Source organism: Acidovorax sp. GW101-11A03, assembly GCF_059424825.1.
This window is the reverse complement of the sequence record NZ_JBWKZU010000039.1, coordinates 36765-51168: the sequence shown is the minus strand read 5'-3', so window position 1 is coordinate 51168 and position 14404 is coordinate 36765. Positions and strand designations below refer to the sequence as shown.

General features: G+C 64.8%; 11 protein-coding genes. 9 read left to right on the top strand and 2 right to left on the bottom strand.

Translation table 11 applies throughout. The annotated features are described in order from the left end of the window. The first annotated feature begins 183 nt into the window (after positions 1–183). The 4 genes from AC07Z7_RS16540 (at position 184) to AC07Z7_RS16525 (ending at position 4607) form a co-directional block, all read left to right on the top strand. Positions 184–1986 (top strand): hypothetical protein, encoded by a 1803-nt coding sequence (locus AC07Z7_RS16540; protein WP_494766936.1) that lies wholly within the window; start codon positions 184–186, stop codon positions 1984–1986. Between the two features lie 70 nt (positions 1987–2056). Beyond that, positions 2057–2956 carry a glutathione-dependent disulfide-bond oxidoreductase gene (gene yghU / locus AC07Z7_RS16535; protein WP_494766935.1) on the top strand — a complete coding sequence of 300 codons (900 nt, stop codon included), beginning with the start codon at positions 2057–2059 and terminating at the stop codon, positions 2954–2956. Between the two features lie 22 nt (positions 2957–2978). Further along, positions 2979–3611: a glutathione S-transferase family protein gene (locus tag AC07Z7_RS16530; protein ID WP_494766934.1), complete on the top strand. Its 633-nt coding sequence runs from the start codon at positions 2979–2981 to the stop codon at positions 3609–3611. 69 nt (positions 3612–3680) lie between these two features. Continuing rightward, positions 3681–4607, top strand: a complete 927-nt coding sequence (locus AC07Z7_RS16525; protein WP_094285429.1) for a LysR family transcriptional regulator — start codon at positions 3681–3683, stop codon at positions 4605–4607. Positions 4608–4634: 27 nt separating this feature from the next. Here AC07Z7_RS16525 and AC07Z7_RS16520 read toward each other — a convergent pair whose 3' ends face one another. After that, positions 4635–5849: a D-amino acid dehydrogenase gene (locus AC07Z7_RS16520; RefSeq protein WP_494766933.1), complete on the bottom strand. Its 1215-nt coding sequence runs from the start codon at positions 5847–5849 to the stop codon at positions 4635–4637. Between the two features lie 329 nt (positions 5850–6178). Here AC07Z7_RS16520 and AC07Z7_RS16515 point away from each other — a divergent pair, with 329 nt between their 5' ends. Together AC07Z7_RS16515 and AC07Z7_RS16510 are read left to right on the top strand one after the other, a co-directional pair. Further along, on the top strand, positions 6179–7069 hold the full coding sequence (locus tag AC07Z7_RS16515; protein ID WP_494766932.1) for an amino acid ABC transporter substrate-binding protein: 891 nt from the start codon (positions 6179–6181) through the stop codon (positions 7067–7069). Positions 7070–7081: 12 nt separating this feature from the next. After that, complete coding sequence (locus AC07Z7_RS16510) at positions 7082–7870, top strand: aspartate/glutamate racemase family protein (protein WP_494766931.1); 789 nt, start codon at positions 7082–7084, stop codon at positions 7868–7870. A gap of 66 nt (positions 7871–7936) precedes the next feature. On the opposite strand, the gene AC07Z7_RS16505 is transcribed toward AC07Z7_RS16510, so the two are convergent. Then, on the bottom strand, positions 7937–10327 hold the full coding sequence (locus tag AC07Z7_RS16505; RefSeq protein WP_494766930.1) for a sensor domain-containing diguanylate cyclase: 2391 nt from the start codon (positions 10325–10327) through the stop codon (positions 7937–7939). A gap of 288 nt (positions 10328–10615) precedes the next feature. Here AC07Z7_RS16505 and AC07Z7_RS16500 point away from each other — a divergent pair, with 288 nt between their 5' ends. From AC07Z7_RS16500 to arsA, 3 genes are all read left to right on the top strand, one after another. Next, positions 10616–11512 carry a dienelactone hydrolase family protein gene (locus AC07Z7_RS16500; RefSeq protein ID WP_063461260.1) on the top strand — a complete coding sequence of 299 codons (897 nt, stop codon included), beginning with the start codon at positions 10616–10618 and terminating at the stop codon, positions 11510–11512. 145 nt (positions 11513–11657) lie between these two features. Then, positions 11658–12512, top strand: a complete 855-nt coding sequence (locus tag AC07Z7_RS16495) for a ZIP family metal transporter (protein WP_494766929.1) — start codon at positions 11658–11660, stop codon at positions 12510–12512. A 52-nt stretch (positions 12513–12564) separates the two neighbouring features. Continuing rightward, positions 12565–14391: an arsenical pump-driving ATPase gene (gene arsA / locus AC07Z7_RS16490; RefSeq protein WP_494766928.1), complete on the top strand. Its 1827-nt coding sequence runs from the start codon at positions 12565–12567 to the stop codon at positions 14389–14391. Positions 14392–14404 lie beyond the last annotated feature (13 nt).

Below are 14404 nucleotides of genomic sequence, written 5' to 3'. Positions count from 1 at the left end.
ACGTAAGATACTCATTCACCTTCGCCAAATCGGTGAAGGCTCAGTGAGCCTCACACACGGAAACTCGGACAGGCCCGTTTTCGCCAAGTACGCTTTCCTCGCAAAGTTAGTTCTGGACAGCTGACCCACTCAACAGCAATGCATCCAGCCCTTCTAGATATTAATTTCTGAAGTGATTCGCTGATGTTTAAGAAAAAACAAACGCCCGCAGCCTCCCTTTCTGTCTCTGAGGCGCCACTAATTGCCTCTCATGCCAAAGCATCGCCGGTCAAGAATATCAAGCCCAAGGTACTTCTCATGGACCTTGATCGCTCAGTCCAAGCCGTTTTGGTTGATGCTGGCATAAACACTATCGCTGGTTCACTAGGGACTCCATTTCAAGTGGAGCCATCCTCGCGGTGGATTCCTGCGAGAAATTCATCGCAGCTTGCGGGCTACGCAGAACAAGAAATCATCTTCATCGACCTCAGCTTCGATGCGGCATCGAGCGCCGTGGGTGAGAAGTATTCCGCTGAGGATGTGACGGGAATTTGGATCGAATGCACTCGAGGCCTCATTGATTCACGGGCGGTGGCCGCAATGGAGGTGCGAGACGGCTTCAACCGCATAGTGTCCACCGGAGGCGTTGTCGTCGTATTCGCATCCCCCAAAACGGGGATGACGATGAGCTATGGAAAGACGCGCGGCAGTGTATTTCGGACTGAACAAGAGCTTTCCATTGATGAGTGGTCGTTCCTCTCCGACCTCGACTACATCCGCGTTGTCGAATCGCACGGCGAAGAGATCTCTATCTGTGAAGAGCGGACTCCATTGAGCAAAGCTCTCAGTGAGTATCTTCCCGACATGCGTTTCGAATGCACTCTCGTACCAAGATATGACGAAGAGAAATGGAGGGTGTTGGCGAAAAACAAGTTTGGCGAAACGGTTGCATTAGCGAGGACCTATTCGTCAAACGGTGCAGTTCTGATCCTGCCCCAAATGCAGCACAAAGCGGGGTTCATCAAGAGATTGTTGACGGACGCTTTTCCAGAAATGTTCCCTGGCCTTTTTCCAGGGGTCGAGAAAGGCCGATGGACTCACCTGCCCGAATATGAGCTGGTCAAAGTGACGAAGTTGCAAAGCGAACGCGATGAGCTTGTCAAGCTGCATGAATCCGAAATGGAACGTATCGCGGCAGATATTTCCGCCGCTCGTGCCGAAGAAGGATGGCTGCACGATCTTTTGACTCAGACCGGTGACCCTCTCGTAGAGGCGGTCGTGATTGCTCTGCGCGAGCTAGGTTTTCAATCTGTCGTGGATATGGACAAGATTCGCGACCGCGAAGGAAAGGCGCGCCGTGAGGACCTCCAAATACAAGATTGCAGTCCAACACTCGTCGTTGACATTAAAGGGATCAACAATTTCCCCGGAGACGAGGATGCAATGCAAGCGTTCAAGCATGCGACGCTGGTTATGCGCGAGCAAAAGAGGGTCGACGTGGTTGGGCTCTCAATCATCAACCATCAACGGCATCTCCCTCCCCTGCAGCGTGACAACTCCATGCCTTTCAGAAGAGAGTTGGTTGATGTCGCAGTTGAAAATTTCCAGGGCCTTCTGACAACCTGGGATCTCTACCGGATGGTAGTCAACAAGCGCAGGAATTCATGGAAACCGGATGACGTGAAACCGGTGCTCTACGGTCATGGTCGCCTTGAGCCTGTACCCAAACACTATTGTTTGCTTGGGCGAATTGCACAAGTCTGGTCTCATGCATTTGGTGTGGATATTGAAAATTCCTCAGTGAAAGTGGGCGACGCTATTGCCCTTGAGTTCGATATTTACTTTGAGGAGACATCCGTGGCCTCCTTACAGGTCGCCAACGCTTCGAAAGCCGAAGCGGTCATTGGAGACAAAACGGGAATCCCTTGGCCCACTTCATCTGCTCGACCAAAGGTCGGCATGCGAGTGTTTGTCATTAAGGCAGCAGCGTCAACGCATGTAAGTTAAACCGGTCGCCACCCTAATTCTGCAATTGCTGAGGTTGCTGTCAGCCTCCTTTTTTACGCTTGGAGTTCCGATGTCCACACTCACCCCCTACACCCCCCCTGCCATCTGGCAATGGAACAAAGAAAACGGCGGCCAGTTCGCCAGCATTAACCGCCCCATCGCCGGGGCTACACACGATAAAGAGTTGCCCCTAGGCAAGCACCCGCTGCAGCTCTACTCGCTGGGCACGCCCAATGGCGTGAAGGTGACTGTCATGCTGGAAGAGTTGCTGGCGCTGGGCCACAGCGGGGCGGAGTACGACGCGTGGCTGATCCGCATCAACGAGGGTGAGCAGTTCGGCAGTGGGTTCGTGTCTGTGAACCCCAACTCCAAAATTCCCGCGCTGCTGGATCGCACCGACCCTGCCAACCCCGTGCGCGTGTTCGAGTCCGGCGCCATCCTGATGTATCTGTCCGAGAAGTTCGGCAGCGCCTTTTTGCCGAAGGACGGTGCGGCGCGGGCCGAGTGCCTGTCGTGGCTGTTCTGGCAGATGGGCAGTGCGCCGTTTGTGGGGGGAGGGTTTGGGCATTTTTATGCCTACGCGCCGGTCAAGATCGAGTACGCGATCGACCGCTATGCGATGGAGGCCAAGCGCCAGCTCGATGTGCTGAACCAGCGCCTGGCCGTGACCGAGTACGTGGCGGGCGATGAGTACACGGTGGCCGATATGGCGATCTGGCCTTGGTACGGCCTGATGGTGAAGGGGCAGGCCTATAACGCAGGCGAGTTTTTGCAGGTGCATGAATACACGCATGTGGTGCGCTGGGCCGAGCAAATCGCCAAGCGTCCGGCGGTGCAGCGCGGGCGCAAGGTCAACCGCGTCAATGGCGACCCGGCCAGCCAACTGCGCGAGCGGCATGACGCCAGCGACTTTGACACCAAGACGCAGGACAAGGTCGAGGCGGCAGCAGCTTCTTCGCCTGCACGTTGAGTGTTTTCTGCAAGGCATCACCATGATCACTTTGTACGACTGCGCCACGGCGCCCAGCCCGCGCCGGGCGCGCATCCTGCTGGCAGAAAAGGGTGTGGCCCACGACACCGTGCAGGTGGACCTGCGCAATGGCGAGCAACTGGGCGAGGCGTATCGCCAGATCAACCCGCAGTGCACGGTACCTGCGTTGCGCACGGAAGACGGTTTGCTGCTGACCGACAACGCTGCGATCACGGCGTATCTCGAAGCGCGCTACCCGCAGCCCGCACTGCTGGGCGAAACGCCCGCAGAAAAGGCCGAGATTGCGAGCTGGAACTGGCGCATGGAGTTCGAGGGCCTGTTGGCCATTGCCGAGGCGCTGCGCAACAGCGCGCCCGCCATGGCCAACCGGGCCTTGCCCGGCACAGTGGACTACCCGCAGATCCCGGCCCTGGCCGAGCGCGGGCTGGTGCGCGTGGGGCAGTTTTTCAATCTGTTGAATGATCGATTGGCAGGCCGCGACTTCATTGCCACCGACCGCTTCAGCGTGGCCGACATCACGGCCGTGGTGGCCGTGGACTTTGCGCGGGTGGTCAAGCACAAGCCCAGCGAGCAGCACCCGCACTTGCTGCGCTGGCGTGCGGTCATGGCGCAGCGGCCGTCGATGTCGCTCTAATCCCCGTTTTAGTCGCAATGGGTGGATGCAAGGATTGCGCATCGGGCCTGTTCCTTGCATTGTTATTTGATGCGCCTTCGCCACATAGAAGTTTTCAACGCCGTCATGCTCACCGGCAGCGTGAGCGCGGCAGCCCGCCTCATCAACGTCACGCAGCCTGCGGTCAGTCGCATCCTGGCGCATGCTGAATTGCAGCTGGGCTTTCCGCTGTTCCACCGGCTCAAGGGCAAGCTGGTGCCCACCACCGAGGCACAGACCCTGTACCCGCACATCGAGCGCCTGTTCACCCAGCTGGACGATGTCCAGCGCCTGGCCAACAGTCTCAAAAATGACCAACGTGAGGGCGAACTGCACATCCTGAGCGTGCTGGCACTGAGCTACGAGGTGCTGCCGCGCGCGCTGCGGTTCTTTCGGCAGAAGCACCCGGATGTGAAGGTCACCATTGACGCGCTGCACTCGCCCCAGATCGTCTCGGCCCTGGTGCTGCAGGAGGCGGATGTGGGCTTTGTGTTCAGCGCCATTGCCCACCCCGCGCTCACGCAAGAGCACCTGGCTGATGGGCGCATGGTGTGTGTGGCGCCTAAGGGCATGCTGGGTGCTGCGCTGGTGGCGGCGGGCGTGGTGCACCTGTCTGACCTGGCGGAGACGCCCGTGGTGCGGCTCGATGTGCGCGACCCCATCGGCACGGTGGTCAACCATGCCTGCCGTGAAGCGGGTGTGGGGCTGCAGACGGCGATCACGGTGCAGACCTACCACGCTGCGCTGGCATTGGCACACCACGGCCATGCGGTGGCGGTGGTGGACAGTTGCACGGCCGCATCGGCCGACCGCAGCAAGGTGGACGTGATGGCGCTGGCGCCCCACATTGCCGTGCCCATCAAGTCATTGCGCACCGTGAACCGGCCCAGCTCGCTGCTGGCCAGTGCCATGACGCAGTGCATGCGCCAGGCCGTGGGCGAGACCATGGCCTCTGTGGATTTGCCCGACGTGGAGTAGCGGGCAGGGTCGAGGCTGCGCGGTGGTTCAGGCGGGAGCCAGCAGCTCCGCGACCTGCGCGGCCGTGCCAAACGCCAGCGTGAAGCCCAGCGAGCCATGGCCCGTATTGAGCAGCAGGTTGGCGGGGCCGCTGGCGTGTGGGCCCACCACAGGCAGGCCGGTGGGCGTGGCGGGGCGCATGCCGGTCCAGGGGCGCAGTTCTTCAAACTGGCTGCAACCCGGGAACAAAGCGCGCGTGGCCTGGCACAGGCTTTCAATGCGTGCGGGTGGGATGCGGGCATCGTGCCCCACCAGCTCGGCCATACCAGCCACACGCAGCCGGTGGCCGATGCGTGCAAAGACCACCTTGCGGGCGGCGTCGGTCACGTTGACGCGGGGCACGGTTGCGGACGCTTCGGTGGTGTCGAGCGTGATGCTGTAGCCCTTGAGTGGATAGACCGGCAGGCGAAGCCCCAGCGTGCGGGCCACCGGGTGGCTGTGGCTGCCCAGGGCCAGCACAAACTGCCGTGCCTCTACCGCGCCGGCGCTGGTCCGCACGGCGGCGATGCGCCGGCCCTGGCGCACAAAGCCCTGTACCCGGGCGCCCAGCAGAAAGCGCACGCCGCGTGCGGCGAGCACGGCCTGCAGGCCCTGGCACAGCTTGAGGCAATCGGCTGCGCATTCGCTGGGGGTGTAGATGGCGCCCGCGATCCGGTGCTGGTAGTGCTGCAGGGCGGGTTCGATCTCGGCACAGCGCGCCGCCGACACGGCCTGCTGCTGGCTGCCCCAGGACCGCTGCAGCTCCATCTGCCGCTGGGCGGATGCCAGGCCTGCTTGCGTGTCGTACAGCACCAGCTTCCCGGTGCGGGAGAAGTCGCAGTCGATGGATTCGGACTGCAGCATGGCTTCAAGCCGGTGGCGGCTCAGCGCGGCCAGGGCCAGCAGGCGCTCGGTGCTGCGCTCGGACGTGTGTCGGTTGCAGGCGCGCAGAAACGCAAGGCCCCAGTGCCATTGGTGGGTGTCCCATTGCGGGCGCAGCTTGAGCGGGGAGCTGGGCGACAGCAACAGGCGGGGCAGCTGGCGCCAGATGCTGGCATCGGCCAGGGGCTGCACATAGCTGTAGCTGAGCTGGGCACCGTTGCCACCGCTGGCACCGGTGCCCGGCTGGGCCTGGTCGATGACGGTGACTTGCAGGCCGCGCTGCTGGAGTTCATACGCCGTGGCCAGGCCGACGATGCCTGCGCCCAATACACATACCTGCATCTTGTGGGGAATGGATGGTTGACTGATGGCAGGCCAATGTAGGGCGAGGGCTGCGCTTTGAACAATGCCAATGCCGTGCCTGCCTATGCCGGTAAGTTATGTGCTTCAGCCCCAGTCACCCCGGGCCTGCCCCTTGCATGCAGGCATGGCACAAATGGTGCGCACTGGGGCAATTTGGTGCAGTGTTGTGCACCGCAAAAGGGCCATAACTTTTCATCATGACGCACCCCCGCGAATGAATTGTTCAACGGCGCCGCGAGTTTTTACAGTGCCTCTGCGTTCTGCTTTTTCATTCACCCGTTTACCTGCTTTTTTGCAAAGGGATCCCCATGAAGCTCTCCGTCGTCACTTCTGCTGCCCTGGTGGCGGTCGGCCTGTTGGCCTGCACCGTGGCCAGTGCCGACACCCTCAAGAAGATTGCCGATACGGGCAAGATCACGCTGGCCTACCGCGAGTCGTCGGTGCCCTTCAGCTACCTGGCGGGCCCGGGCGTGCCCGTGGGGTTCTCGGTGGATATTTCCAACGCGGTGGTGGATGCGGTGAAGAAGCGCTTGAACAACCCGGCCATCAAGGTGGAGCTGCAGGCGGTGACCTCGCAGAACCGCATTCCGCTGCTGACCAACGGCACCATCGATCTGGAGTGTGGCTCCACCACCAACAACACGGCACGGGCCAAGGACGTGCAGTTCGCCATCAACCACTTCTACACCGGCACCCGGCTGCTGACCAAGAAGACCTCGGGTGTCAAAAACTACGCCGACCTGGCCAGGAAGAAGGTGGCCAGCACATCGGGCACCACCAATGCCCAGGTGATCCGCAAATACAGCCGCGACAACAACCTGGACCTGGACATCGTGCTGGGCAAGGACCATGACGACGCCGTGCTGCTGGTGGACAGTGGCCGGGCCGAGGCGTTTGCGATGGACGACATCCTGCTGTTTGGCCTGATGGGCAACCAGCGCAACCCGGCCGATTGGACGGTGGTGGGTGATTCGTTGCAGGTGGAGCCTTACGCCTGCATGCTGCGCAAGGACGACCCGCAGTTCCAGGCGCTGGTCAACGGCGTGATCGGCGGGATGATGAAGTCCGGCGAATTCGACAAGCTCTATACCAAGTGGTTCATGTCGCCCGTGCCGCCGCGCAACCAGAACCTGAACCTGGCCATGAGCAAGGAGCTGCGCGAGAACCTGGTGGCGCAGAGCGACAAGCCCGCCCAATAAGCCGGAGCGCGCATGTCTTTGGTGTCTGCAAGCCCCCCACACACACCGCAGGTGGTGGGCATTCTGGGCGGGATGGGCCCGGCTGCCGGGGCGGATTTTGTGCGCCTGTTCGTGCAGGCCTGCACAAAACGCATGGAGGTGCTGGGCATTCCGGTGCGTGATCAGGCCTACCCCGAGCACTGGCTGGCGCAGGTGCCCATCCCGGACCGCACGGCCGCGCTGAACGACACGCGCCCCGGCGCGCACCAGCCCGCAGACCCGATGCTGCAGGCCACCGGGCGGCTGGCTGCGCTGGGGGCGCGGGTGGTGGCGATTGCCTGCAACACAGCCCACGCGTGGCACGGCATCCTGCAGCAGCGGTTTCCGCAGATGGTGGTCTTGCACGGCGTGCAGGAGGTGGTGGCCGAGCTGTCGGCGCGCAAGGTGCAGGGCGTGGGGCTGCTGGCCACGCGCGGCGCCTACGACGCAGGCCTTTACCAGCGTGAGCTGGAGCGGGCGCACATTGCCTGCTCTGTGCCCGACGACCATGAACGCGAGCAGCTGATGCAGGGCATCTACGAGGGTGTGAAAGCGGGCAACTACCCGCTGGCGCGCCAGCGCTTTGAAGCCGTATCGATTGCGCTGCAGGAGCGCTACAGCGTGTCCACGCTGATCATGGGCTGTACCGAGATTCCGCTGGCGCTCTCGGAGCACCCCCGGCTGGAAGGGATCTCGCTGGTGAACCCCTCGGTGGTGCTGGCCTCGGCACTGGCCCGGCATGCCTACTGCGATACGCCCACCGAGGGCATTGCCCAGGCCTGAAGAGTTCCAGGCTGGGAGCCTTGAGAATCACTGCAGGCGGCGTGTCTCGCGCATTGGGCCCCAGTGTCAGCCCGCCTCGTCGAACACCTCCAGCCGGTTGCGGCCGCCATGTTTGGCGCGGTACAGGGCTGCGTCGGCGGCCTTCACCAGGCTGTCTGGCTGGGCTCCGGGGCGCGGCACCATGCTGGCTACGCCCGCGCTGAGCGTGACGATGGGCGCCGTGGGCGAGCGGGGATGCTGCAGGGCGGCTTCGCGCAGGCTGTCCATGCAGCGCTGGGCAGCCGTCACCGCGTCGGCCACGGTGGCGTCGGGTAGCAGCAGCACAAATTCTTCGCCGCCATAGCGGGCGGCAATTTCGTCTGCGCGGCGGATGTTGCCCTGCAGCAGCTGGGCCACGCGGCGCAGGCATTCATCGCCCGCCAGGTGGCCATAGTGGTCGTTGTAGAGCTTGAAATGGTCGATGTCGATCAGCACCACGGCCAGCGGCAGGTGGTGGCGGCCGCAGCGCATCCACTCGGCGGCCAGCCGTTCGTCAAAGCGGCGCCGGTTGCTGATGCCGGTCACGCCGTCGGTGGTGGACAGCAGGGCCAGCTTGGCGTTGGCAGCGGCCAGTTCCTGCTCCTTGCGCACCAGCTGGGTCACGTCGGTGCGCACACCGGCAATGCCGCCCTGGGGCGTGCGCCGTTCATCGGCCTGCAGCCAGCGGCCCTCGGGCAGGCGCTGCAGCACGGCCTGGTTGGCCGCGCGGTGGTCAGCCACGCGCTGGGCGACCCATTTCTCTTCGTTGCCCACGGCGTCCAGGTACTGGCCCCGCTCGGCGCCATAACGAGCAATCTGCTCGAACGTGCTGCCCGGAACGATCACCGGCGCCGAGATGGGGTAGAGCCTGCGGTACTGTGTGTTGCACACCACCAGTCTGTCGTCGGCATCGAACAGCGCGAACCCTTCGGGCAGGGATTCCACCGCGTCCTGCAGCAGCTGGCGCGCCTGCTGTGCGGCCTCCTGGGCGCTCTCCAGGGCCTGGCGCTGCTCAATGAGGTCGGTGATGTCCAGGCGCACCGCCACCACGTAGTTCTCGGGGGTGCGGGTTTCGTAGATGTTGATCCAGCGCCCGTCGGCCAGGCGCTGCACCAGGGTGGACGTGCGGCTGCCGTGCTCGGACAGGCGCTCGGCGATCCAGGCTTCCTCGCGGCCCTGGGCCGAGGGGATCAGGCCCCGCTCCACCGAGTAGCGCAGGATGTCGGCAAAGCTCTTGCCAAGATGCTCTGCGTAGTTCATGTGCGGGTACATGCGTGAGAGCTGCTGGTTGAAAAGCACCAGGCGGTCCTGCTCGTCAAAGATCTCGATGCTCACGGGCAGTGCCTCGACCGCACGCTCCAGCAGCTGCCGGATGCGCTGGTTCTCTTGCCGGGCGGCATCGACCTTGTGGCGCTGCTCGATCAGGTCGCTGATGTCCAGACGCACCACCACCGTCATGCCCGAGGGCGTGCGGCTTTCGTGCATGTGCATCCAGGCTCCATTCGGGTAGTGGCGCACCTCCGGGCCGGGCCGGTGGCCACGAAGCGCCATTTCGTGCGCCAGCCACAGCTCTTCCTGGCCGCTGGCCTCCTGGGGGATGCCATGGCGCAGGCCCGCGCGCAGTAGCTCTTCGTAGGTCTTGCCCAGCGACTCCGCCACCGGCAGGTGCGGGCGCAGGCGTGCCATCTGGTCGTTGCACAGCACCAGGCGGTCGTTCTCGTCGTAGATTTCGAGCCCGGCGGGCATGGCATTGACGGCCTCGCGCAGGCTGCGTTCGGCGCGCTCGGCATCGTGCAGCGCCTGCTTGAGGGCGCGCTCCTTGTGCACAACATCGGTGATGTCGGCGCGCAGCACCACCACGCCGCCTCCTTCGGTGAGGCGTTCGGTGATCCGCATCCAGCGGTCGCCCTCGACCTCCTGCACTTCAGGCAGCTCGGGGGCGCGATGGCGGGCCATGCGGTGGGCAAGCCAGGTGTCCACGTCGGGCCGCGCGTCCACAATGTGGCCCGAGCGTGCGGCGCGGCGCAGCACATCCTCGAACAGCGTGCCGTATTCGACGGCCATCGAGGTGCCCGTGTTCACCTCGCGGTACTGGGCGTTGCACAGCACCAGGCGGTCGTCAGCGTCGTAGATGGCCAGTCCGTCCGGCAGGATGTCGAGCGTGGCCGACAGCTGGGTACTGGCGCGCCGGGCGGCTGCCTGGGCCTCGCTGGCCGTGGCGCGCAGTGCCAACACCTGCCGCACCAGCCACCATGACAGCAATGCGCTGGCCACCAGCCCGGCCCCGGCGGCCGTGGATGCAATGCGGGTTGCGAGGTCCATGGACCGGCTGGCCAGTGCCCAGGTCAGCAGGGCCAGGCCGCCAGCACCACAAACCCCCGCCACCAGCAACGCCAGCAGGTGTCCGCGCGGCAGGGTGGGTGGCGTGGTGCGGTGCATGCGGTGGGCAGTCGCGGCGAGGGGCTGAGGGGCTGGGCTACCTGGGGGGCACGGGGTGGGTTGGTGGGGGCGCACGCGGCAGGCGCCGGGCGGTTCGAAGAAAGTCTAGCAGTGCTGCCCCAATTTCGATACCCGAAAATGCCGCCCTGCGGTAAACCCCAGCGGGGCGGTTGGTGCAGCCCGCAGGCACGCCCCGGGGGCTGCCGCCAGGCGGCCTGCAAAACCCCGCAACAAGCCCTAGACTGCGGGGCTCGTCCCTTTCTTGGCCCCCCTTTTTCGGAGAACCCCATGCTCAATGACGACCTCCACACCGACGCCCATGCCCTGCTGCCGGGCCGCACCACCGATGCGGGCGCCACCCGCCGCACCGCGCTGCAGGCGGCGCTGGGTTTGGGCTACGCGGCTGCCGCCGCACCCATCATGGCCCAGACGGCCATTGCCACACCGGCCGATGGGCTGACGGCGGGCGAGGTGAGCTTCACGGTCAATGGCTTCAAGGTGCCCGCCTACCGCGCGGCACCAGCGGGCAAGACAGGCCTGCCGGTGGTGCTGGTGATCCAGGAAATTTTTGGTGTGCATGAATACATCGCCGACACCTGCCGCCGGTTCGCCAAGGCGGGCTACCTGGCCATTGCGCCCCAGCTGTACGCGCGCCAGGGCGACCCCTCGCAGTACACCGAGATCGCCAAGCTCATGGCCGAGGTGGTTTCCAAGGTACCCGACGCCCAGGTGATGGCCGACCTGGACGGCGCCGTGCAGTGGGCCGCCGCCAACGGTGGCGACGCTGCGCGGGTGGGCATCACCGGCTTTTGCTGGGGCGGCCGCATCACCTGGCTGTATGCCGCGCATGGCCCCGTCAAGGCCGGTGTGGCCTGGTACGGGCGCCTGGTGGGCCAGGCGAGCGAACTCACGCCCAAGCACCCTGTGGACATCGCCCCCATCCTCAAGGCGCCCGTGCTGGGTCTGTATGGTGAAAAAGACACCGGCATCCCCCTTGACACGGTTGATAAGATGAAAGCTGCCCTGGCCGGTGGCTCGCCGCAGGCCAAGGCATCGGAATTTGTGGTGTACCCCGACGCGCCCCATGCCTTCCATGCCGACTACCGCGCGAGTTATCGCAAGGAAGCGGCCGAGGATGGCTGGAAGCGCGCGCTGGCCTGGTTCAAGGCGCAGGGCGTGGTCTGACCCTCCTGTGCGACCTGATCCGGCCCTGTGCCGGTGGGCCGACTGCAGCCGCCCCCCAACGGGGGCGGCTTTTTTATCGCGATTTCGGGTGTGGTTTTTTGAAAGAAAATAGGCCCTGGCGCCTGTCTATAAAGCGCAATTAGCTATGACTTTGATAGCAATCATTCTGGCCACGCTGGCCGCAGGCATTGGCAGCGTGTGGCTGGCCGCACTGCTCATGCGGCTGGGCCTGGGCGGTCGGGCCGATGGTGTGGGCCCGCAACACCTGCTCAGCCTGGCGGCAGGGGCCCTGCTGGCCACGGCCTTCATGCACCTGCTGCCCGAGGCGTTCGAGAGCCAGGCGGGCGCGCACGACCTGTTTGCCACCTTGCTGGTGGGCGTGGTGTTCTTCTTTCTGCTCGACAAGGCCGAGCTGTGGCACCACGGGCATGAGCACAGCCACTCTGCGCCTGCCGCGCAGGACTATGCCCACGGCCATGGGCATACCCACGATGCCCACCACGGCCATGGCCATGGCCATAGCCATGCGCACCACCACCATGGCCCGCGCTCGGGCGGCTGGGCTGTGTTGACGGGCGACAGCGTGCATTGTTTTGGCGACGGCATCCTGATCGCCTCGGCCTTCCTGGCCGATATCCGTTTGGGGGTGATTGCTGCCGTCTCGGTGCTGGCGCACGAGGTGCCGCACCACATGGGCGACCTGGTGGTGCTGCGCCAGACCAGCCCCAACCGCCGCATGGCCCTGGTCAAGGTGTCGCTGGCGGGCGCGGTGACGGCGCTGGGCGGGGTGGTGGGCTACTTCCTGGTGGGGCAGCTGCAGGACTTCTTGCCGTACTTCCTGGCTGTGGCGTCGAGCAGCTTTGTGTATGTGGCGCTGGCCGACCTGATTCCCCAGCTGCAAAAGCGCCTCACGGCACGCGAGACCATCGCGCAGATCGCCTGGCTGATCGCAGGCATGGTGATCGTCACGCTGGTGAGCGGGGCGGCGCACGCGCATTGACGCCCTTGACCTGGCTCAAGGCCGCGCCAGGTGGTTGTGCCATTCTGGTGAGATGACTTCCACACACGCCGCCACCGTCACCCTGGGCCTGCTCGCACAGCCCACGCGTTTTCTGTTTTTTACGGGCAAGGGCGGCGTGGGCAAGACCTCGCTGTCTACAGCTGCGGCCATTGCCTTGGCAGACGCCGGGCGGCAGGTGCTGCTGGTCAGCACCGATGCAGCCTCCAACCTCGATGAAATGCTGGGCGTGCCGCTGTCCAACCAGCCTGTGGCCGTGCCCGGGGTGCCGGGGCTGCACATGCTCAACATCGACCCCGATACGGCCGCCGAGGCCTACCGCCAGCGCGTGCTGGCGCAGCTGGAGGCCACGGCCACCAGCGACGAGCGCGCGACGGTGCGTGAGCAACTCTCGGGCGCCTGCACCACCGAGATTGCGGCGTTCGATGAATTTGCAGCGCTGCTGGCCAGCGAGGGCAGCGCCATCGGCCACGTGTTCGACCATGTGGTGTTCGACACCGCGCCCACCGGCCACACGCTGCGCCTGCTGAGCCTGCCCAAGGCCTGGACCGGATTCCTGGCGGGCAACGACCGGGGCGCCTCGTGCCTGGGCCCGCACTCGGGCCTGAAGATGCAGGAGGCCCGCTTCAACGCCGCCCTGGCCGCGTTGAGTGACCCGGCCCTGACCACCGTGGTGCTGGTCACCCGTCCCGACCCCCGCCCCATGCAGGAGGCCGCACGCACCGCGCTGGAGTTGCGTGCGCTGGGCCTGGCCAACCAGCGCCTGGCTATCAACGGCGTGTTCCATGCCAGTCGGCCGGGGAAGGACGCCGTGGCCGATGCCATCGAAGCCCTGGGCCAGCAGGCTGTGGCCCAGATGCCCGATGCGCTGGCCCAGCTGCCGCGTGACGAGGTACCCCTGCGGGCCTTTGACACCGTGGGTCTGCCCGCGCTGCGGGCCCTGCTGGGCGGCGGCGAGGTGCCGTTGAGCGCGCCCTCTGCCGCTGCGGTCGCGTCGTTGCAGGCCGAACCCCTCTCGTCCCTGGCCGATGCGCTGGCCGCCAAGGGCCACGGCCTCATCATGGTGATGGGCAAGGGCGGCGTGGGCAAGACCACCATTGCTGCTGCGCTCGCCGTGGGCCTGGTGCAGCGCGGGCACAGCGTGCACCTCACCACCACCGACCCGGCTGCCCACGTGCAAAGCCAGCTCGACGGCAGCCTGCCGGGGCTGAAAGTGGGGCGCATCGACCCGCAGGCCGAAACCCAGGCCTACATCGACAAGATCATGGCCACGCGGGGCAAGGCGCTGGACGACGCGGGCCGCGCCCTGCTGCTGGAAGACCTGCAGTCGCCCTGCACTGAAGAGGTGGCCGTGTTCCACGCCTTCAGCCGCGTGGTCAATGAAGCGCGCAGCGCCTTTGTGGTGCTGGACACGGCGCCCACCGGCCACAGCCTGCTGCTGATGGACGCCACCGGCGCCTACCACCGGCAGATGACGCAGCAGTACGAAGGCAGCGCAAACTCCAAACACATCATCACCCCGCTCATGCGGCTGCAGGACGCTGACATGACCCATGTGGTCATCGTCACGCTACCCGAAGTCACCCCCGTGAGCCAGGCGGCAGCGCTGCAGGACGACCTGCGCCGCGCCCACATCGAGCCCTGGGCCTGGGTCATCAACAAAAGCGTGGCGGCCACCGGCACCAGCGACCCGCTGCTGCAGGCCCGCCTGGTGGGCGAACAGCAGCAGGCCGCACGCATTGCCAATGGCCTCGCGCAACGTACCTATGTGCTGCGTTGGCTCACTACCCCGCCGGTGGGGGTGTTTGCATTGGGCCAACTCGCAACTGAGCGCCGACCTAAAAGTACGCGTTTGCTATAAATTAAATAGCAAA